Genomic DNA, 19,440 nt, shown 5'->3' with positions numbered 1-19,440 from the left:
CGTGGTCTCGAAGATCATCGAGTAATCTGGTAGTATCTGCGCCCCGATGTTGCCTGGGTAGGGCATCGGGGCGTATCAAATGGGAAAGCAGGCACAGGATGTGCCTTGTGTTCCCCGGACCAGGAAGGGGCAATGCCATTCAGGCGGCGTCAACAGGCGACTGTTGACAGCTGCCTTGCGTGCCATTATGCTTCTACGTCTGGGCAGGCCGGGTAACTGGTCTGCCTACGTTTTTGAGGTCTATGGAGTGACCTTGGCGGCCTGCAGGACTGTGGGTCGTCCGTATTCAGGAATTTCATGGGACAAAGCAACCCAGAGGCTTTGTCTGTCGCTCTTTTAACGAAGGAACCTACCGCCATGGCGGACCAAAAGATCCGGATCCGGCTGAAAGCGTTCGATCATCGTCTGATCGACCGTTCGGCCAGCGAGATCGTTGAAACGGCAAAGCGGACCGGCGCGCAAGTGCGTGGCCCGATCCCGCTGCCGACCAAGATCGAGCGTTACACCGTTCTCGTTTCCCCGCACGTCGACAAGGACGCGCGTGACCAGTACGAGACCCGCACGCACAAGCGCGTGCTCGATATCGTTGACCCGAATGACAAGACCGTGGACGCGCTGATGAAGCTCGAACTGGCTGCCGGCGTCGACGTTCAGATCAAGCTGACCTGAGGACTACGACCATGACGAAGAAGTATTCGTTGGGCTTCGTGGGCCGCAAGGCTGGCATGAGCCGCGTGTTCACTGAAGATGGCCGCTCCATCCCGGTGACCCTGATCGAAGCAACCCCGAACCGCATCGCGCAGATCAAGACCGTCGAAACCGACGGCTACAGCGCCGTGCAGGTGACCGTCGGCGCGCGTCGCGCTGCCCTGGTCAACAAGCCGGAAGCCGGCCACTTCGCCAAGGCGAAGGTGGAAGCGGGTCGTGGCCTGTGGGAATTCCGCGTTGAAGACGCGCAGCTCGGCGATTTCGCCGTTGGCGGCGAAGTCAAGGCGGACATCTTCGAAGTCGGCCAGATCGTCGACGTCCAGGGTGTCACCAAGGGTAAGGGCTTCCAGGGCACCATCAAGCGCCACAACTTCCGTATGGGCGATGCAACCCACGGTAACTCGCTGTCGCATCGCGCGCCGGGTTCGCTGGGTCAGCGCCAGACCCCGGGTCGCGTTTTCCCGGGCAAGAAGATGTCGGGCCACATGGGCGCGGTGCAGCAGAGCACCCAGAACCTGGAAGTGGTCAAGGTCGACGTCGAGCGCGGTCTGATCGCCGTTCGCGGCGCCGTTCCGGGCGCGGCGGGTGGCGACGTGATCGTCCGTCCGGCGAGCAAGGCATAAGGAGAGATGACGATGGAACTCGTTATCACGGGTAGCAACAACAAGGTCTCGGTCTCCGACGCCGTGTTCGGTCGCGATTTCAGCGAAGATCTGGTCCACCAGGTCGTCGTTGCCTACCGCAACGCCGGTCGCGCCGGCACCAAGGCACAGAAGACTCGCTCCGAAGTGGCTGGTACCACCAAGAAGTCGAAGAAGCAGAAGGGCGGCGGCGCGCGTCATGGCGCACTGACGGCTCCGATCTTCGTCGGCGGCGGTGTCACCTTCGCGGCCAAGCCGCGCAGCTTCGAGCAGAAGGTCAATCGTAAGCAGTACCGTGCCGCCATGTGCGCGATCCTGTCCGAGCTGAACCGTCAGGGCCGTCTGACCATCGTGGAGTCCTTCGACGTCGAAGTGACCAACACGAAGGGTCTGATCGCCAAGCTGGCCGGCCTGGAAGTGGGCAAGCGCCCGCTGATCGTCACCGAAGAAGCGTCCGAGCACCTGTACCTGTCCGCCCGCAATCTGCCGTACGTGCAGGTGCGTGACGTCCAGGGTCTGGATCCGGTCTCGCTGGTGGGTGCCGACACGGTCGTCATCACCGCTGACGCGGTCAAGAAGGTCGAGGAGTGGCTGGCATGAACAGCAACGAAAAAATCTTCAGCGTGCTGCGTGCCCCGCGTGTCTCCGAAAAGACCGCGCGCCTGCAGGAACTCTCCAACCAGTATGTCTTCGAAGTTTCGAACGAAGCCACCAAGGCCGATGTAAAGGCCGCGGTTGAGCAGCTGTTCGACGTCAAGGTCGAAGCCGTCAACGTGGTCAACGTCAAGGGCAAGAACAAGTCCTTCCGTAACCGTGCTGGCCGCCGCGGCGATTGGCGCAAGGCGTACGTTCGCCTGGCCGATGGCCAGTCGATCGATGTAACGGCCAAGGCCTGAGGTACATCCCATGCCATTGATGAAATTCAAGCCCACTTCCCCCGGCCGCCGTTCGGCCGTGCGCGTGGTCACTCCCGACCTGCACAAGGGTGCTCCGCACGCTGCGCTGGTCGAGTCGCAGAGCCGCTCGGGTGGTCGTAACCACCATGGCCGCATCACCGTGCGTCACGTCGGTGGTGGTGCCAAGCAGCACTACCGCATCATCGACTTCAAGCGCAACAAGCTGGGCATCCCGGCGCGCGTGGAACGCATCGAATACGATCCGAACCGCACCGCGCACATCGCTCTGCTGTGCTACGTCGACGGTGAGCGTCGCTACATCATCGCCCCGAAGGGCCTGAAGGCTGGTGATCAGGTGATCGCTGGTTCGGACGCCCCGATCAAGGCTGGCAACACCCTGCCGCTGCGCAACATCCCGGTCGGCACCACCATCCACTGCATCGAACTGAAGCCGGGCAAGGGCGCTCAGATCGCTCGCGCCGCTGGTGCGGCCGTGCAGCTGGTGGCTCGCGAAGGCATCTACGCCACCCTGCGCCTGCGCTCGGGTGAAATGCGTAAGGTTCCGGTCGAGTGCTGCGCCACCATCGGCGAAGTCGGCAACGACGAGCACAGCCTGGAAAAGCTGGGCAAGGCCGGTGCCAAGCGTTGGCGCGGCGTCCGCCCGACCGTTCGTGGTGCTGCCATGAACCCGGTTGACCACCCGCACGGTGGTGGTGAGGCCAAGGCCGGCCAGGGTAACCCGCATCCGGTCACCCCGTGGGGTGTCCCGACCAAGGGTTACAAGACGCGCCATAACAAGCGCACTCAGCAGTTCATCGTCCGCGATCGTAGGGGCTAATCGACCATGGCACGTTCACTCAAGAAGGGCCCGTTCGTCGATCACCACCTCGTCAAGAAGGTGGAGGCCGCTGCGGGCAGCAAGAAGCCGATCAAGACCTGGTCGCGCCGTTCGATGATCCTGCCTGACATGGTAGGCGTCACCATTGCCGTGCATAACGGCAAGAACCACATCCCGGTTCTCGTCAACGAGAACATGGTCGGCCACAAGCTCGGCGAATTTGCCATCACCCGGACCTTCAAGGGTCACGGTGGTGACAAGAAGTCGGGCAAGTAAGGAGAGATGACAATGGAAGCGAAAGCCATCCTGCGCACTGCGCGCATCTCCCCGCAGAAGGCTCGTCTGGTCGCTGACCAGGTGCGCGGTCTGCCGGCCGAGCGTGCGGTCAACCTGCTGAAGTTCTCGGACAAGAAGGCTGCCCACCTGATCAAGAAGGTGGTGGAGTCGGCAATTGCCAACGCCGAGAACAACCAGGGCGCCGACGTCGACGAGCTGAAGGTTCAGACCATCATGGTTGATGAAGGTCCGACCCTGAAGCGTTTCATGGCGCGGGCGAAAGGCCGCGGTACCCGCATCCTCAAGCGCACCAGCCACATCACTGTGGTTGTGGGCGCCGCCAAGTAAGCGGATAAGGAAAAGACCATGGGTCATAAAGTTCATCCGATTGGTATCCGCCTCGGCATTTCCAAGGACTGGAACTCCAAGTGGTACGCCAACAAGGCCGAGTTCGCTGGTTACCTGGCAGCCGACCTGAAAGTGCGCGAAATGCTGCGCAAGAAGCTGGCTCAGGCCGGCATCAGCAAGATCCTGATCGAGCGTCCGGCCAAGACCGCTCGCGTGACGATCCACACCGCCCGTCCGGGCGTGGTGATCGGCAAGCGCGGTGAGGACATCGAGAAGCTGCGCAAGGAAGTGAGCGAGATGATGGGCGTCCCGGCGCACATCAACGTCACCGAAGTGCGCAAGCCGGAACTGGACGCGCAGCTCGTTGCCGAGTCGATCGCCCAGCAGCTGGAGCGTCGCATCATGTTCCGCCGTGCAATGAAGCGCTCGGTCGGCAACGCGATGCGTCTGGGTGCCCTGGGCATCAAGGTCAACGTTGGTGGCCGCCTCAACGGTGCAGAAATCGCCCGTTCGGAGTGGTACCGCGAAGGCCGCGTGCCGCTGCACACCCTGCGTGCCGACATCGACTATGGCTTCGCTGAAGCCAAGACGACCTACGGCATCATCGGCATCAAGGTCTGGATCTACAAGGGCGAGGTCTTCGATTTCTCCCAGGTTGGCCAGGAAAAGCAGGACGACACCCCGTCGCGCAACGATCGTCACGATCGCGGCGACCGTGGTGACCGTCAGCGCCCGGCCCGTGAAGCGAGGTAACGACAATGTTGCAACCCAAGCGAACCAAGTACCGCAAGGTACACAAGGGCCGTAACGATGGCCTGAGCTGGAGCGCCAACGCTGTCAGCTTCGGCGAATACGGCCTGAAGGCAACCGCACACGGTCAGCTGACCGCGCGTCAGATCGAAGCGGCCCGCCGCTCGATCAGCCGCTACGTCAAGCGCGGCGGCAAGATGTGGATCCGCGTGTTCCCCGACAAGCCCATCACCAAGAAGCCCATCGAAGTCCGAATGGGTTCTGGTAAGGGCAACGTGGAATACTGGGTGGCCCAGATCCAGCCCGGCCGCATGATCTATGAAATCGAGGGTGTTTCCGAGGAAGTGGCTCGCGAGGCGTTCCGCCTGGCCGCCGCCAAGCTCTCGGTCACCACCACTTTCGTGACCCGTACGGTGCGCTGATGGATATCAAAACTCTCCGTGAAAAGTCGGCTGACGAACTCAAGGCCCACCTGATCGACCTGCGTAAGGAACAGTTCTCTGTCCGTATGCAGCAGGTCACCGGCCAGCTGCCGAAGACCCACGACATTCGCCGGGTCCGTCGCGAGATTGCTCGCGTCAAGACCCTGCTCGGCAGCACGAAGTAAGGATGGCCGCTATGAGCGACAATACTGAAAAGAAGACGCTGCGCACGGTCGAAGGCCGTGTCGTCAGCAACAAGATGGACAAGACGGTTACCGTCCTGGTTGAGCGTCAGGTCAAGCACGCGCTGTACGGCAAGTACATCAAGCGCTCGACGAAGCTGCACGCCCACGATGCCGACAACGCCTGCAAGGAAGGCGATGTCGTCCGCGTGACCGAGATTGCTCCGATGTCCAAGACCAAGAACTGGCGCGTGGTGGAAGTCATCACGCGCGCGGCTGAATAAGGAGCTGAATCATGATCCAGATGCAGAGCTACCTTGACGTCGCGGACAATTCGGGTGCCAAGCAGGTGATGTGCTTCAAGGTGCTGGGTGGTTCCAAGCGCCGTTACGCCGGCATCGGCGACATCATCAAGGTCACCGTGAAGGATGCGATTCCGCGCGGCAAGGTCAAGAAGGGTGAAGTGTATGACGCCGTCGTGGTGCGTACCCGCAAGGGTGTGCGTCGCGCCGATGGCTCGCTGATCCGCTTCGACGGCAACGCTGCCGTTCTGCTGAACAGCAAGCAGGAGCCGATCGGTACCCGTATCTTCGGGCCGGTGACCCGTGAACTTCGTTCGGAGAAGTTCATGAAGATCGTCTCGCTCGCTCCCGAAGTGCTGTGAGCGACAGGAGATAATCATGGCTAACCGTATCAAGAAGGGCGACCAGGTTGTCGTCAACGCTGGCAAGGACAAGGGCAAGCAGGGCGAAGTCGTCCGCGTCGACGGCGACCGTGTGGTCGTCGCCAACGTGAACATCGTCAAGCGCCACACCAAGCCGAACCCGCAGGCAGGTGTTGCCGGCGGCGTGGTCGAGCGCGAAGCTTCGATCCATATCTCCAACGTGAATGTTCTGAACCCGGCTTCGGGCAAGGGCGAACGCGTTGGCTTCAAGGTGCTGGAGGATGGACGCAAACTGCGTGTGTTCCGCTCCAGCGGTGAGGCGCTCGACGCCTGAGGAATGAGAAGATGAGTTCCCGTCTCGAAAAGTTCTACAAGGACGAAGTGGTGCCGGCGCTGATGAAGCAGTTCGGCTACACCAATCCGATGGAAGTGCCGAAGCTGGTCAAGGTCACCCTGAACATGGGTGTCGGCGAAGCGGCCACCAACAAGAAGATCCTGGAAAACGCCGTCGGCGACATGACCAAGATTTCCGGCCAGAAGCCGGTTGTCACCAAGTCGCGTGTGTCGGTTGCGTCGTTCAAGATCCGCGATGGTTGGCCGATCGGCTGCAAGACCACGCTGCGTCGCCACAAGATGTACGAGTTCCTGGATCGCCTGATCAACATCTCGCTGCCGCGCGTGCGCGACTTCCGTGGTGTTTCCGGTCGTTCCTTCGACGGCCGCGGCAACTTCAACATGGGTGTGAAGGAGCAGATCATCTTCCCGGAAATCGACTTCGACGCCGTCGACGCGATCCGCGGTATGGATATCGCCATCACCACCACTGCGAAGACCGACGCGGAAGCGAAGGCGCTGCTGGCAGCGTTCAAGTTCCCGTTCCGTAACTGATCTGTCGAGGAAACCGAAATGGCAAAGACCTCCATGGTCAACCGCGACATCAAGCGGGAAAAGCTGGCAAAGAAGTACGCTGAAAAGCGTGCGGCTCTGAAGAAGATCGTGTCCTCCGTGGACGCGACCTACGAAGAGAAGATCGACGCCGCAACCAAGCTGGCCAAGCTGCCGCGCGATTCGTCGCCGAGCCGCCAGCGCAACCGTTGCGAGCTGTCGGGTCGTCCGCGTGGCGTCTACAGCAAGTTCGGCCTGGGCCGTAACAAGCTGCGCGAAGCCACCATGCGTGGCGACGTCCCGGGTCTGCGCAAGGCCAGCTGGTAATCCCAGCCGGCCCTGCGATCAGGTGCCCCTTCGGGGGTTCCTGAACCGGGCAGGGGAGGCGTTCAGCCTTCCCGATGCAAAAAAACCGAAGAGCCCGGCGCAAGCCGGGCTCTTTTGGCGTATACTCCCGCGTCTTGCCCTGTGCAAACGGGGTTGTAGGAGTGGGCCCCTGGCCCGCTGCATCAAGGGACCTGGCCCGTTTCCAGGAGACAACAGATTTTCGCGAAAGCGGATATCGGTGCACTCAAAGGTACTCATATGAGCATGACTGATCCCATCGCCGACCTGCTGGTCCGCATCAAGAATGCGGCCGCGGTTGGCAAGCAGACGGTGAAAGCCCCGTCGTCCAAGATCAAGGTTGCGATCGCCCAGGTCCTGAAGGACGAGGGTTACATCACCGACCTGCGCGTGACCCAGCTGGAAAACAACAAGTCCGAGCTGGAAATCGTGCTGAAGTATTTCGAAGGCAAGCCGGTCATCGCGACCCTGAAGCGCTTCTCGCGTTCGGGCCTGCGCCAGTACCGCGGCAAGAGCGAGCTGCCGAAGGTCATGAACGGCCTGGGTATCTCCATCATTTCCACCTCCAAGGGCATCATGACTGATGCGCAGGCGCGCCAGCTGGGCGTCGGCGGCGAAGTCCTGTGCTTCGTGGCCTAAGGCGAAAGGAGTAGAACTATGTCCCGCGTAGCCAAGAAGCCGATCGACCTGGGTAAGGTTGAACTGAACGTCCAGTCGGACAGCGTCACCGCCAAGGGCCCGAAGGGCTCCCTGTCGCTGGCCAAGCCGGCCGGTATTGCCATCAACGTCGACAACGGCGTTGCCACCCTGAGCACCGAGAACGCCGAGCTGGTCGCACTGACCGGTACCGTGCGTGCGATCCTGGCCAACATGGTCAAGGGCGTGTCCGAAGGCTTCGAGCGCAAGCTGGAGCTGGTCGGCGTGGGTTACCGCGCTGCCATGCAGGGCAAGGACCTGAGCCTGTCGCTGGGCTTCTCGCACCCGGTCGTGTTCGTGGCGCCGGAAGGCATCACCATCACCACCCCGACCCAGACCGAGATCCTGGTCCAGGGCGCTGACAAGCAGGTCGTCGGTGAAGTTGCCGCCAAGATCCGTGCGTTCCGCAAGCCGGAGCCGTACAAGGGCAAGGGCGTGAAGTACTCCGACGAAGTCATCATCCGTAAGGAAGCCAAGAAGGCGTAAGTGCGAGTCCCTCGCAAGAGCCCGCACATCCGTGTGCGGACTCCTCAGGGAAAAGCCCAACCTTCAGCTTTCAAGGAATAATCAAAATGAACAAGAACATCGCCCGCCTGCGTCGCGCCAAGTCGACCCGCGCCCACATCCGTGAGCTCGGCGTCGCCCGCCTGTCGGTGCTGCGCACCGGCCAGCACCTGTACGCCCAGGTCTTCACCGCCGACGGTTCCAAGGTACTGGCTGCTGCCAACACCACCCAGACCGACGTCATGGAAGGTCTGAAGAACGGCAAGAACGCCGACGCCGCCGCCAAGGTCGGCCGTATCGTCGCTGAGCGCGCCAAGGCCGCCGGCGTCGAGAAGGTTGCCTTCGATCGTTCGGGCTACCGCTACCACGGCCGCATCAAGGCCCTGGCAGAAGCCGCCCGCGAAGCCGGCCTGCAGTTCTAAGGGATAAGGGCAGGGGACCTGTGGTCTCCTGCCCGCCTGCTCGCCCGCCTGAGTGAGGCTGGACGGCGCCACTCTTCTGCAGTGGCCCACCGGAACAACGCGACATTCCACAACCATAAGCGGCCCCGAGCCGTACATACCCAAACTACCAAGGAATCAAAATGGCAGAAGAGCGTCAGCAGCGGGGTCGCGATCGCGACCGTAACCGCGAAGAGAAAGTCGACGACGGCATGATCGAAAAGCTGGTCGCGGTCAACCGCGTCAGCAAGACCGTCAAGGGTGGTCGCCAGTTCACCTTCACCGCCCTGACCGTGGTCGGCGACGGCGAAGGCAAGGTCGGTTTCGGCTATGGCAAGGCCCGCGAAGTGCCGGTCGCCATCCAGAAGTCGATGGAACAGGCCCGCAAGAACCTGGTCAGCGTTGACCTGAACAACGGCACCCTGTGGCACACCATCAAGGATGGTCACGGCGCAGCCCGCGTGTTCATGCAGCCGGCTTCGGAAGGTACCGGCGTCATCGCCGGCGGTGCCATGCGCGCCGTGCTGGAAGCCGTTGGCGTGAAGAACGTGCTGGCCAAGGCCACCGGTTCGCGCAACCCGATCAACCTGGTGCGTGCCACCGTGAAGGGCCTGTCTGCTGCGCAGTCGCCGGCCCGCATCGCGGCCAAGCGCGGCAAGAAGGTGGAGGAACTCAACCATGGCTAATGAGTCCAACAAGACTGTGAAGGTGCGCCTGGTGCGTGGCCTGCGTGGTACTCAGTCGCGTCACCGCCTGTCGGTGCGTGCTCTGGGCCTGAACAAGCTCAACGATGTGCGTGAACTGAAGGACAGCCCGCAGGTTCGCGGTCTGATCAACACCGTTCACTACCTCGTCAAGGTTGAGGAGTAATCGATCATGACTCTGCGTCTCAATGAACTGAGCCCGGCACCGGGCGCCCGCACCGAGCGCACCCGCGTCGGTCGCGGTATCGGCTCGGGCCTGGGCAAGACTGCCGGCCGCGGCCACAAGGGTTCGTTCGCCCGTAAGGGTGGCGGCAAGATCAAGGCTGGCTTCGAAGGCGGCCAGACCCCCATGCAGCGTCGTCTGCCGAAGATCGGCTTCCGTTCGCCGATCGCCAAGGACACCGCTGAAGTGCTGCTGTACGCGCTGGACAAGCTGCCGGCCGGTGAGATCGACTTCGCCGCCCTGCGTGCTGCCAAGCTGGTCCCGAGCACTGCAAAGAAGGCCAAGGTCGTCGTCAAGGGCGAAGTGACCAAGGCGTTCACCCTGAAGGGTATTGCAGCCACGGCGGGTGCCAAGGCCGCGATCGAAGCTGCCGGCGGCAGCGTGACGGAGTAAGAAAATCATGGCGCAAGCTGGCATCGGTAACCTCGCGGGCGGAATGGGCAAGTTCACTGAACTTCGCCAACGTTTGCTGTTCGTCGTCGGGGCTTTGATCGTCTATCGCATCGGCTGCTACGTGCCGGTGCCGGGCGTCAATCCCGATGCCATGCTTGCCATGATGCAACAGCAGGGCGGCGGCATCGTGGACATGTTCAACATGTTCTCGGGCGGCGCCCTGCACCGTTTCAGCATCTTCGCGCTGAACGTGATGCCGTACATCTCGGCATCGATCGTGATGCAGCTGGCCGTGCACATCTTCCCCGCCCTGAAGGCGATGCAGAAGGAAGGTGAATCCGGTCGCCGCAAGATCACCCAGTATTCACGCATCGGCGCCGTGCTGCTGGCGGTGGTGCAGGGCGGTTCGATCGCACTGGCCCTGCAGGGCCAGGTCTCGCCGTCGGGCGCTCCGGTCGTGTACGCACCGGGCATGGGCTTCGTGCTCACCGCTGTGGTTGCGCTGACCGCCGGTACCATGTTCCTGATGTGGGTCGGTGAGCAGGTCACCGAGCGCGGCATCGGCAACGGCGTGTCGCTGATCATCTTCGCCGGTATCGTCGCCGGCCTGCCGGGTGCGGTCATCCACACCTTCGACGCCTACCGCGACGGCAACATCCAGTTCATCCAGCTGCTGCTGATCGCCATCGTCGTGCTCGCCTTCACCTTCTTCGTGGTGTTCGTCGAGCGTGGCCAGCGCCGGATCACGGTCAACTACGCGCGCCGCCAGGGCGGTCGCAACGCGTACATGAACCAGACTTCGTTCCTGCCGCTGAAGCTCAACATGGCCGGCGTCATCCCGGCGATCTTCGCCTCGAGCCTGCTGGCCTTCCCGGCCACCTTGGCCATGTGGTCCGGCCAGGCCGCCAACCAGAGCAGCTTTGGCCAGATCCTGCAGAAGGTCGCCAATGCCCTGGGCCCGGGCGAGCCGCTGCACATGATCGTGTTCGCTGCGCTGATCACCGGTTTCGCGTTCTTCTATACCGCGCTGGTGTTCAACTCGCAGGAAACCGCCGACAACCTGAAGAAGTCGGGCGCGCTGATTCCGGGCATCCGTCCGGGCAAGGCGACCGCCGACTACATCGACGGCGTGCTGACCCGTCTGACCGCGGCCGGCTCGGCCTACCTGGTGATCGTCTGCCTGCTGCCGGAACTGATGCGCACGCAGCTGAACGCCTCGTTCTACTTCGGCGGTACTTCGCTGCTGATCGTGGTGGTGGTGGTGATGGACTTCATCGCCCAGGTGCAGGCGCACCTGATGTCCCACCAGTACGAGAGCCTGCTGAAGAAGGCCAACCTGAAGGGCGGCAACCGCGGCGGTTTTGCCCGCGGCTGATTGGCCTGTTATACTTTCGTCTTCCTGACGTGATGGTCCCTCCGCTTCGCGGACTCCGGCCACACAAACGAAGGGCGGCCCCCGCAGCGGTTCCGGGTGGGGGTGTGATGAGGTGGTCCCGCGCTGGAGTAGCGCGGGCGGCCCCGGGGGGAAACCCCAGGTCCAACCCCATCCGGCGCCGGAGCCTGGGCACACTCCCCAGGCCGGGTTCATGAAACCAATGGTTTCACGGGCTTCCATGTAAACCGGAACCTTGTTAGTATCGCTAGTTCACTTTTTTGATCCATCCTGCCGGATTGGCGTGCCCGAGGCGCGCTGTCGGCCATCACTCAGCTGGAGAACCGCGTCATGGCGCGTATTGCAGGCGTCAACCTGCCAGCCCAGAAGCACGTCTGGGTCGGGTTGCAAAGCATTTACGGCATCGGCCGTACCCGTTCGAAGAAGGTCTGCGAAGTCGCAGGCGTTGCTTCGACCACCAAGATCCGCGATCTGTCGGAGCCGGAAATCGAGCGCCTGCGCGCCGAAGTCGGCAAGTACATCGTGGAAGGCGATCTGCGCCGTGAGATCGGCATCGCGATCAAGCGCCTGATGGACCTGGGCTGCTACCGCGGCCTGCGTCACCGTCGTGGCCTCCCGCTGCGTGGCCAGCGCACCCGTACCAACGCCCGCACCCGCAAGGGTCCGCGCAAGGCGATCAAGAAGTAAGGGACTGAGAAATGGCTAAGCCCGCTGCTAAGACCAAGAAGAAGATCAAGCGCGTCGTCACCGACGGCGTTGCCCACGTCCACGCTTCGTTCAACAACACCATCGTCACCATCACCGACCGCCAGGGCAACGCTCTGTCGTGGGCGACCTCCGGTGGCGCTGGCTTCCGCGGTTCGCGCAAGTCGACCCCGTTCGCTGCCCAGGTGGCTGCTGAAAAGGCCGGTCGTGCTGCGCTGGACTACGGCGTGAAGTCGCTGGAAGTCCGCATCAAGGGCCCGGGTCCGGGCCGTGAGTCGGCCGTGCGTTCGTTGAACAACGTCGGCTACAAGATCACCAACATCATCGACGTGACGCCTATCCCGCACAACGGGTGCCGTCCGCCGAAGAAGCGTCGCGTCTAAAGGGAGCGATAAGAAATGGCTCGTTATATCGGTCCTACCTGTAAGCTCGCCCGTCGCGAAGGCGCCGACCTGTCCCTGAAGAGCCCGGCGCGTGCGCTGGACTCCAAGTGCAAGCTGGAGCAGAAGCCCGGCCAGCACGGCGCCACTGCCCGTAAGGGCAAGCTGTCCGACTACGCCACCCAGCTGCGTGAAAAGCAGAAGGTCAAGCGTATCTACGGCCTGCTGGAGCGTCAGTTCCGCAACTACTACAAGAAGGCCTCGACCAAGAAGGGCAACACCGGCGAGAACCTGCTGCAGCTGCTGGAAACCCGCCTGGACAACGTCGTCTACCGCATGGGCTTCGCCGTGACCCGTCCGGCTGCCCGTCAGCTGGTGTCGCACCGCGGCGTCACCGTGAATGGCAAGTCGGTCAACCTGGCTTCGTACCAGGTCAAGGCTGGCGACGCCATCGCCCTGTCTGAAAAGGCTGCCAAGCAGCTGCGCGTCCAGGAAGCCCTGACCGTCGCCGCCCAGCATGACCTGAGCCCGTCGTGGGTTGAAGTGGATTCCGGCAAGTTCACCGGCATCTTCAAGGCTGTTCCGGATCGTTCGGATCTGCCTGCGGACATCAACGAAGCGCTGATCGTCGAGCTGTATTCGAAGTAATTCACATTGGAGAGCCCCCGGCGACGGCCGGGGGTTCACTAGGAGAACCCGCAACATGACGGTTACCGCCAACCAGGTTCTGCGTCCTCGCGGTCCGCAGATCGAACGCCTTACCGACACCCGTGCAAAGGTCGTTATCGAACCTTTGGAGCGGGGTTACGGGCATACGCTGGGTAATGCCCTGCGTCGCGTGCTGCTGTCGTCCATCCCGGGCTTCGCCATCACGGAAGTCGAAATCGACGGCGTGTTGCATGAGTACACCACGGTCGAAGGTCTGCAGGAGGACGTGCTCGAAGTCCTGCTGAACCTGAAGGACGTGGCCATCCGTATGCACTCCGGCGACAGCGCCACCCTGTCCCTGTCCAAGCAGGGCCCGGGCGTTGTCACCGCTGCCGACATCAAGGTCGACCACAATGTGGAGATCCTGAACGGCGAACACGTGATCTGCCACCTGACCAAGGATACGGCGATCAACATGCGTCTGAAGATCGAACGTGGTTTCGGCTACCAGCCGGCTGCCGCGCGTCGTCGTCCGGACGAAGAAACCCGTGCCATCGGCCGTCTGGTCCTGGATGCCTCGTTCTCGCCGGTCCGCCGCGTCGCCTATGCCGTGGAAGCGGCCCGCGTCGAACAGCGTACCGACCTGGACAAGCTGGTCATCGATATCGAGACCAACGGCACCATCGATGCCGAGGAAGCCGTGCGCACCGCCGCCGACATCCTCAGCGACCAGCTGTCGGTGTTCGGTGACTTCACGCACCGCGACCGCGGTGCGGCCAAGCCGGCCAACAACGGCGTGGATCCGGTGCTGCTGCGCCCGATCGACGATCTGGAGCTGACCGTGCGTTCGGCCAACTGCCTGAAGGCTGAAAGCATCTACTACATCGGCGATCTGATCCAGAAGACCGAAGTGGAGCTGCTGAAGACCCCGAACCTGGGCAAGAAGTCGCTCACCGAGATCAAGGAAGTGCTGGCTCAGCGCGGCCTGTCGCTCGGCATGAAGCTGGAGAACTGGCCGCCGGCCGGCGTCGCCAGCCACGGCATGCTGGGCTGATATCGGTAATGCCTGAAGGCTCCACCGTTCGCGGTGGGGCCTTCAACGCAACACAACATGCCATGACGAACCCCAGGTTCGCGCGGCAGGTCGTCCAGGACGGGCGGCCAGGACCAACCGCAGTCCGCGCAGCAACGCCAGGATGGCGACAACGATCCACACAGCCTCATCATTAACCAAGGAATATCACCATGCGTCACCAGAAGTCTGGCCGTAAGTTCAGCCGTACCAGCGCCCACCGCGAAGCAATGTTCAAGAACATGGCCGCCTCGCTGTTCAAGCACGAGCTGATCAAGACCACCCTGCCGAAGGCCAAGGAACTGCGCCGCGTTGCCGAGCCGCTGATCACCCTGGCCAAGGTCGACTCCGTCGCCAACCGCCGTCTGGCCTTCGCCCGCCTGCGCGACAACGAAGCCGTGGGCAACCTGTTCACCATCCTGGGCCCGCGCTACGCGAACCGTCCGGGCGGCTACCTGCGTCTGCTGAAGTGCGGCTTCCGCGCTGGCGACAACGCGCCGATGGCCTACGTCGAGCTGGTTGACCGTCCGGTCGTGGCCGAGGAAGTGGCCGAGTAATCGGACCGCTCCAATGCGACACAGCGAAAGCCCGGCCTCTGCCGGGCTTTTGCGTTTNCGAAAGCCCGGCCTCTGCCGGGCTTTTGCGTTTCCGGGGTCGGATCCCTTTCCGCAGGACAGGGCTCTGACCCACACCGTTCCGACAGGCGTCACCTGTGGCGGTTCGAATGGCGCGCACTCTCGGTTACGCTTGGCGCCTGATCCATTCGAGCGTTGACGATGAATCCACTGCGCTGGCCCTTCCGCGCCCAGTTCTTCCTGGGCTTCCTGATCTGCGCGGGCCTGCTTGGCTACGCGATCTTCCTGCAGCTGAAGATGGGCCTGGAGCCGTGTCCGCTGTGCATCTTCCAGCGCCTGGCGTTCGCCGCGCTTGGCCTGCTGTTCCTGATCGGTGCACTGCATGGTCCGTCCAACCGCCCGGGACGCGCGATCTATGGCGTGCTGGCGTTCATTGCCGCGGCCGTGGGTGTCGGCATCGCCGCGCGCCACGTCTACGTGCAGATGCTGCCGCCGGAAATGGGGTCCACCTGTGGCCCGCCGCTGGCCTTCCTGAGCGAGACCATGGGGCCGCTGGAAGTGTTCCGCACGGTGCTGACCGGCACTGGCAACTGCGGCAACATCGACTGGACCTTCCTCGGCCTGACCATGCCGATGTGGTCGGGCGTGTGGTTCGTGCTGCTGGCGCTGTGGGCGCTGGTGGTGTCGCTGCGCAAGGTCAAGCGCTGAAAGCGAAACGGGGGCGGATCCCTTTGCATCGCAAAGGGCTCTGACCCCATTCCCGGTGGGGGGTCAGAGCCCTTTCCTGCGGAAAGGGATCCGACCCCTGTCTCCTCAGAAGTCCTGCTGCAGGCTCAGGTAAGCGCCACGGCGCGGTCCCCACTGCGGGGCGAACACGCCGACACCGCCGCCATCGCGCAGCTGGTAGCTGCGGTCCAAAGCGTTGATCACCGCCAGCTGCACATGCAGTGGATGGCCGCTGTCGACGTTGAAGTCGTGCCCGGCGCTGAGGTTCACCTGCAGGTAGGACGGCAGCTCGCCGCCGTTGGGCACGCCCTCGATGTCCGAACGCAGGCCGCTTCCGAACACGTAGTTGGCCCCGATCCGGTTGTGCCCGGCGAACGCGTAGCTGAGGCCTCCAGAGGAAGTGAGCTTCTGGTCGTGGTCGAGGTGGATCCAATGGTCGGCCACATAGGCCAGCGCATCCGGATCGAGGTTGTACTGGCTGGTGATGACCTGGGTGCCGATCGCCTTGTTGTAGGCCGCGTTGAAGTAGGCGCTGAACGGACCGTTGCTGTAGTCGGCACTGAACTCCAGGCCACGGATATGGCCGCGGCGGTAGTTGAAGGTCGAGTAGATGTAGGCGGCGCCGAACTGGCCTTCGTCCTGCAGGCGCGCGACGCGGCGGTCGTAAGCGTCCAGGCCCAGGGTCAGGTGTTCACCCAGCTGCTGCGAGACGCCGATGTCGTAGTAGTCGCTGCGCTCCGCCAGTGGCGTGTTGTTGCCGCCACTGGGCTGCTGGTTGGTGGTGCCGTCATACAGGGCGATATCGCTGCTGGCGATCAGCTCACTGGCCGGTGGCGTGAAGTAACGCGAGTAGCCGGCGTGCACGGTGGTGCTGTCGCTGGCATTCCAGACCACGCCCACGCGCGGGCTGAGTTGGCCCTCGGTGCGGCCGAAGGCCTTGTAGCGATCACCACGCAGGCCGTAGTTCACGGTCCAGTCGTCGCCGATCTTCCATTCATCCTGCACGTACAACGCCAGCGTGCTGGCATGGAAGGCGCTGCGGTCAGGAATCAGCAGCGGCGTGGTGCTGGACTGCTGGCCGGTGTCATCGACCGGGAACACCCAGCTGCTGTTGCTGGCCCGCGCGTTCTCGTAGTTGCCGTACAGGCCGTAGCGCAGCGTGTGGTCGTTGCCCAGTGGTGTGGAGAAGTCGGCCTGCAGGGTGTTGGCACGGTTGCTGCGCTGGACCTGCGAGGCGACGCCACTGAACACCAGGTCGCCAATGACGTCCGGATTGAACGCCACATCGCTGTAGCGCTGCCCGGCCGACAGTTGGTAGGCGGTGCTACCCAGCGTGCCCTGCAGTACCAGCATGCCGAAGCGGGTGGTCTCGCGCTGGGTCTCATCCAGCTGGCTGGAATCGAAGGTGGTGGTATCGAGATAGCCAAATTGTGGCGTCTGGCCCGGATTGACCGGGATCTGGAAACGGTTGTTGGCGAAGCCGGCGAACACGCTCAGGCGGGTGTTCTCGTTGACCAGGTAGGTCAGGTCGGCGAAGGCCTTGCCCTGGTGGGTGTCGTCGTGCAGCGGTTTGCGCGAGTTGGTGGGGTTCTCCAGACCAACCTCGTTCTGGTCGTAGTTGCCGGTCAGGAACCAGCTCCAGCGCCCCTGGTTGCCCCACCAGGAGGCATTCGGGTTGACTTTGCCGAACGAGCCCGCGGTGAGTCCGGCGCTGCCGCCATTGCCGAGCTCGGCGCCACTGCGGGTGGTGATGTCGACCACCGCCGCGGTGCGCTCGCCGAACTGCGCCGGCAGCGCGCCGTCCATCAGGCGGATGCTCTTGATGGTGCGCGCGTCCAGGGTCTGGCCGAAGCCGGAGATCGATTCGGGCAGCAGCACGCCGTTGATGCGGTACTGCAGGTTGGCGTGGTCGCCGCGCACATGGACGCCGCCATAGGAGTCCTGGACCACGCCCGGGGCCTGCAGCAGCACCTGGCTGAGCGGGGCGGAGGCACCCAGCGGCTGCTTCTGGATGTCCTCGGCGGTGATCTGGTATTGGCTGCTGCCGATGTCCGGCGACAGCGCGTTGCGGGCCTGGTCGAGCTGGGCACTGACGGTGACCGTATCGAGATCCTTCACCGGGGCCACATCGGCAGCCAGGGCGAGGGAGGGGAGGTTGGCCAGGGTCAGGGCGAAGGTGATGCCGGTAGCGAGCAGGGAGGGCTTCATGGCGGATAGGCTGTGGAAGGGGCCAGTGGGGATTGAGTGTTACTTCGTAACAGTGCGTGGCGAATCATGCGCCTGTCCGGCTGGCCGTGGGCATGCCGCTTCTGGCCAATCGCGATGCGCTTTCCCCGGCGTTCAGTCATGTGCAGACGATGTTCGACCCTTTGCGACAGCGGTCCGCTCTGCGACCATGAACGCCCCCCACCTCCGGAAGTCTGCAATGAGCCTGTCCGCCGTTTCGCCTGTCCCCGATCCTGCCGCGGCCGCCGCTGGCGCTGCCTGGTCGCCGGAGAGCTGGCGTGGCAAGACCGCGCTGCAGATGCCGACCTATCCGGACCCGGTGGCGCTGGACGCCGCTCTGCACGAGCTGAAGCGGCTGCCGCCCCTGGTCACCTCGTGGGAGATCCTGGCGCTGAAGCAGCAGCTGGCCGAGGCTCAGGAGGGCAAGCGCTTCCTGCTGCAGGGTGGCGACTGCGCCGAGAATTTCAGCGACTGCGAATCGGGCACCATCTCCAACCGCCTGAAGGTGCTGCTGCAGATGAGCCTGGTGCTGGTGCATGGCCTGCGCCAGCCGGTGATCCGCGTTGGGCGCTTTGCCGGCCAGTACGCCAAGCCGCGTTCGGCCGATACCGAGACCCGCGACGGCGTGACCCTGCCCAGCTATCGTGGCGATGTGATCAATGCGCCGGCGTTCACCGAGGCGGCGCGCCTGCCGGACCCGAAGCGGATGCTGCAGGCCCACGCGCACTCGGCGATGACGATGAACTTCGTGCGGGCGCTGATCGATGGTGGCTTCGCCGACCTGCACCACCCCGAGTACTGGAACCTGGAGTGGGTAAGCCACTCGCCGCTGGCCGCCGAGTACCAGAAGATGGTGGCCTCGATCGGCGATGCGGTGCACTTCATGGAGACCCTGGCCGGGGCCCGCGTGCACAACCTCAACCGCATCGATTTCTACACCTCGCACGAGGCGTTGCTGCTGCCCTACGAGCAGGCGCTGACCCGACAGGTGCCGCGCCAGCAGGGCTGGTTGAACCTGAGCACGCATTACCCGTGGATCGGCATGCGTACCGCCGCGCTGGATGGCGCGCACGTGGAGTACCTGCGTGGCGTGCGCAACCCGATCGCGATCAAGGTCGGCCCGTCGGTGACGCCAGACCAGCTGCTGCGCCTGATCGACGTGCTCAACCCGCATGACGAGCCGGGTCGACTGAGCTTCATCCATCGCATGGGGGCGGCGCAGATCGCCGAGAAGCTGCCGCCGCTGCTGGATGCGGTCAAGCGCGATGGCCGCCGCGTGCTGTGGGTCTGCGATGCGATGCATGGCAACACCGAAAGCACTGCCAATGGCTTCAAGACGCGTCGCTTCGACAACGTGCGTGGCGAAGTGGAGATGTCGTTCGATCTGCATGCGGCCGCAGGCACGCGCCTGGGGGGTGTGCACCTGGAACTGACCGGCGAGGACGTGACCGAGTGCACCGGTGGCGCACGCGAACTGACCGAGCGTGACCTGGAGCGTGCGTATCGCTCAACGGTGGACCCGCGGTTGAACTACGAGCAGTCGCTGGAGATCGCGATGGCGATCGTGCGCAAGCAGGAGCAAGTGCGGTAAGGGGTTTTCGGCAGGGCTTGCAGCCCTGCACCTGCTGTAGTGCCGGCCGCTGGCCGGCAACCTCAACAGCAACGGCAGAAGCGGATATTCCGTGGGATGGCGGGGCGGTGTGGGTAGTCAGGACACGCCGTAAACCCATCCATGGGGGCTCGATGGCGCCATCCATGGCGCCAACGGTCCTGCCTATCCACACCGCCCCGCCTCTGACA

General features: G+C 63.4%; 30 protein-coding genes. 29 read left to right on the top strand and 1 reads right to left on the bottom strand.

Going from position 1 to position 19,440, the window contains the following annotated elements; translation table 11 throughout:
- Positions 1–357: 357 nt before the first annotated feature.
- The 28 genes from rpsJ (at position 358) to D5301_RS19210 (ending at position 15,396) form a co-directional block, all read left to right on the top strand.
- Positions 358–669 (top strand): 30S ribosomal protein S10, encoded by a 312-nt coding sequence (gene rpsJ, locus D5301_RS19345; protein ID WP_005408208.1) that lies wholly within the window; start codon positions 358–360, stop codon positions 667–669.
- An 11-nt stretch (positions 670–680) separates the two neighbouring features.
- The gene (rplC, locus tag D5301_RS19340) at positions 681–1,331 is read left to right on the top strand and encodes a 50S ribosomal protein L3 (RefSeq protein ID WP_004145336.1); all 651 of its coding nucleotides are present in this window, start codon (positions 681–683) and stop codon (positions 1,329–1,331) included.
- 12 nt (positions 1,332–1,343) lie between these two features.
- Positions 1,344–1,949, top strand: a complete 606-nt coding sequence (gene rplD, locus D5301_RS19335) for a 50S ribosomal protein L4 (RefSeq protein WP_004145337.1) — start codon at positions 1,344–1,346, stop codon at positions 1,947–1,949.
- Complete coding sequence (gene rplW, locus D5301_RS19330; protein WP_004145338.1) at positions 1,946–2,245, top strand: 50S ribosomal protein L23; 300 nt, start codon at positions 1,946–1,948, stop codon at positions 2,243–2,245. The genes rplD and rplW overlap by 4 nt, the downstream gene beginning before the upstream one ends.
- A 10-nt stretch (positions 2,246–2,255) precedes the next feature.
- On the top strand, positions 2,256–3,083 hold the full coding sequence (gene rplB / locus D5301_RS19325; RefSeq protein ID WP_004145339.1) for a 50S ribosomal protein L2: 828 nt from the start codon (positions 2,256–2,258) through the stop codon (positions 3,081–3,083).
- 6 nt (positions 3,084–3,089) lie between these two features.
- Positions 3,090–3,359, top strand: a complete 270-nt coding sequence (rpsS, locus tag D5301_RS19320; RefSeq protein WP_004154485.1) for a 30S ribosomal protein S19 — start codon at positions 3,090–3,092, stop codon at positions 3,357–3,359.
- A gap of 12 nt (positions 3,360–3,371) precedes the next feature.
- On the top strand, positions 3,372–3,707 hold the full coding sequence (rplV, locus tag D5301_RS19315) for a 50S ribosomal protein L22 (protein ID WP_004145348.1): 336 nt from the start codon (positions 3,372–3,374) through the stop codon (positions 3,705–3,707).
- An 18-nt stretch (positions 3,708–3,725) separates the two neighbouring features.
- On the top strand, positions 3,726–4,460 hold the full coding sequence (gene rpsC, locus D5301_RS19310; RefSeq protein ID WP_004145350.1) for a 30S ribosomal protein S3: 735 nt from the start codon (positions 3,726–3,728) through the stop codon (positions 4,458–4,460).
- 5 nt (positions 4,461–4,465) lie between these two features.
- Entirely contained in the window at positions 4,466–4,879 is a 414-nt protein-coding gene (rplP, locus tag D5301_RS19305; protein WP_004154486.1) for a 50S ribosomal protein L16, read from the top strand.
- On the top strand, positions 4,879–5,064 hold the full coding sequence (rpmC, locus tag D5301_RS19300) for a 50S ribosomal protein L29 (RefSeq protein ID WP_004154487.1): 186 nt from the start codon (positions 4,879–4,881) through the stop codon (positions 5,062–5,064). Before rplP ends, rpmC begins: the two co-directional genes overlap by 1 nt.
- A gap of 11 nt (positions 5,065–5,075) precedes the next feature.
- On the top strand, positions 5,076–5,345 hold the full coding sequence (rpsQ, locus tag D5301_RS19295; protein ID WP_004154489.1) for a 30S ribosomal protein S17: 270 nt from the start codon (positions 5,076–5,078) through the stop codon (positions 5,343–5,345).
- An 11-nt stretch (positions 5,346–5,356) separates the two neighbouring features.
- A complete protein-coding gene (gene rplN, locus D5301_RS19290; protein WP_004145357.1) occupies positions 5,357–5,725 on the top strand; it encodes a 50S ribosomal protein L14 in 369 nt (122 codons plus the stop codon).
- 16 nt (positions 5,726–5,741) lie between these two features.
- Positions 5,742–6,059, top strand: coding sequence for a 50S ribosomal protein L24 (gene rplX / locus D5301_RS19285; RefSeq protein ID WP_004154490.1), 318 nt, complete (start codon positions 5,742–5,744; stop codon positions 6,057–6,059).
- Between the two features lie 11 nt (positions 6,060–6,070).
- Positions 6,071–6,613, top strand: coding sequence for a 50S ribosomal protein L5 (gene rplE / locus D5301_RS19280; protein WP_004154491.1), 543 nt, complete (start codon positions 6,071–6,073; stop codon positions 6,611–6,613).
- An 18-nt stretch (positions 6,614–6,631) separates the two neighbouring features.
- Positions 6,632–6,937, top strand: coding sequence for a 30S ribosomal protein S14 (rpsN, locus tag D5301_RS19275; protein WP_005408209.1), 306 nt, complete (start codon positions 6,632–6,634; stop codon positions 6,935–6,937).
- Between the two features lie 258 nt (positions 6,938–7,195).
- Positions 7,196–7,594, top strand: a complete 399-nt coding sequence (gene rpsH, locus D5301_RS19270; protein WP_005408210.1) for a 30S ribosomal protein S8 — start codon at positions 7,196–7,198, stop codon at positions 7,592–7,594.
- A gap of 18 nt (positions 7,595–7,612) precedes the next feature.
- Positions 7,613–8,137 carry a 50S ribosomal protein L6 gene (rplF, locus tag D5301_RS19265; protein WP_010483977.1) on the top strand — a complete coding sequence of 175 codons (525 nt, stop codon included), beginning with the start codon at positions 7,613–7,615 and terminating at the stop codon, positions 8,135–8,137.
- A gap of 80 nt (positions 8,138–8,217) precedes the next feature.
- Positions 8,218–8,577 carry a 50S ribosomal protein L18 gene (gene rplR / locus D5301_RS19260; protein WP_024957318.1) on the top strand — a complete coding sequence of 120 codons (360 nt, stop codon included), beginning with the start codon at positions 8,218–8,220 and terminating at the stop codon, positions 8,575–8,577.
- Positions 8,578–8,738: 161 nt separating this feature from the next.
- Positions 8,739–9,281, top strand: a complete 543-nt coding sequence (gene rpsE, locus D5301_RS19255; RefSeq protein WP_004145411.1) for a 30S ribosomal protein S5 — start codon at positions 8,739–8,741, stop codon at positions 9,279–9,281.
- On the top strand, positions 9,274–9,465 hold the full coding sequence (gene rpmD, locus D5301_RS19250) for a 50S ribosomal protein L30 (RefSeq protein WP_004154497.1): 192 nt from the start codon (positions 9,274–9,276) through the stop codon (positions 9,463–9,465). The genes rpsE and rpmD overlap by 8 nt, the downstream gene beginning before the upstream one ends.
- Before the next feature lie 6 nt (positions 9,466–9,471).
- Positions 9,472–9,915: a 50S ribosomal protein L15 gene (gene rplO / locus D5301_RS19245; protein WP_004154498.1), complete on the top strand. Its 444-nt coding sequence runs from the start codon at positions 9,472–9,474 to the stop codon at positions 9,913–9,915.
- A gap of 7 nt (positions 9,916–9,922) precedes the next feature.
- Complete coding sequence (secY, locus tag D5301_RS19240) at positions 9,923–11,290, top strand: preprotein translocase subunit SecY (protein WP_004154499.1); 1,368 nt, start codon at positions 9,923–9,925, stop codon at positions 11,288–11,290.
- 348 nt (positions 11,291–11,638) lie between these two features.
- Positions 11,639–11,995, top strand: a complete 357-nt coding sequence (rpsM, locus tag D5301_RS19235) for a 30S ribosomal protein S13 (RefSeq protein WP_004154500.1) — start codon at positions 11,639–11,641, stop codon at positions 11,993–11,995.
- 11 nt (positions 11,996–12,006) lie between these two features.
- On the top strand, positions 12,007–12,396 hold the full coding sequence (gene rpsK / locus D5301_RS19230) for a 30S ribosomal protein S11 (protein ID WP_004145443.1): 390 nt from the start codon (positions 12,007–12,009) through the stop codon (positions 12,394–12,396).
- Positions 12,397–12,411: 15 nt separating this feature from the next.
- A complete protein-coding gene (gene rpsD / locus D5301_RS19225; RefSeq protein ID WP_004145446.1) occupies positions 12,412–13,041 on the top strand; it encodes a 30S ribosomal protein S4 in 630 nt (209 codons plus the stop codon).
- Positions 13,042–13,096: 55 nt separating this feature from the next.
- Complete coding sequence (rpoA, locus tag D5301_RS19220) at positions 13,097–14,095, top strand: DNA-directed RNA polymerase subunit alpha (protein WP_010483975.1); 999 nt, start codon at positions 13,097–13,099, stop codon at positions 14,093–14,095.
- A gap of 191 nt (positions 14,096–14,286) precedes the next feature.
- The gene (rplQ, locus tag D5301_RS19215; protein ID WP_005408217.1) at positions 14,287–14,670 is read left to right on the top strand and encodes a 50S ribosomal protein L17; all 384 of its coding nucleotides are present in this window, start codon (positions 14,287–14,289) and stop codon (positions 14,668–14,670) included.
- A gap of 219 nt (positions 14,671–14,889) precedes the next feature.
- A complete protein-coding gene (locus D5301_RS19210) occupies positions 14,890–15,396 on the top strand; it encodes a disulfide bond formation protein B (RefSeq protein WP_153856577.1) in 507 nt (168 codons plus the stop codon).
- A gap of 105 nt (positions 15,397–15,501) precedes the next feature.
- Here D5301_RS19210 and D5301_RS19205 read toward each other — a convergent pair whose 3' ends face one another.
- Positions 15,502–17,622: a TonB-dependent receptor gene (locus D5301_RS19205; protein ID WP_153856576.1), complete on the bottom strand. Its 2,121-nt coding sequence runs from the start codon at positions 17,620–17,622 to the stop codon at positions 15,502–15,504.
- Between the two features lie 217 nt (positions 17,623–17,839).
- Here D5301_RS19205 and D5301_RS19200 point away from each other — a divergent pair, with 217 nt between their 5' ends.
- Complete coding sequence (locus D5301_RS19200) at positions 17,840–19,231, top strand: 3-deoxy-7-phosphoheptulonate synthase class II (RefSeq protein ID WP_153856575.1); 1,392 nt, start codon at positions 17,840–17,842, stop codon at positions 19,229–19,231.
- Positions 19,232–19,440 lie beyond the last annotated feature (209 nt).

The organism is Stenotrophomonas sp. MH181796 (assembly GCF_009659995.1).
In the GTDB taxonomy this organism is placed as follows: domain Bacteria; phylum Pseudomonadota; class Gammaproteobacteria; order Xanthomonadales; family Xanthomonadaceae; genus Stenotrophomonas; species Stenotrophomonas riyadhensis.
This window is presented reverse-complemented; position numbering and strand designations above follow the sequence as displayed.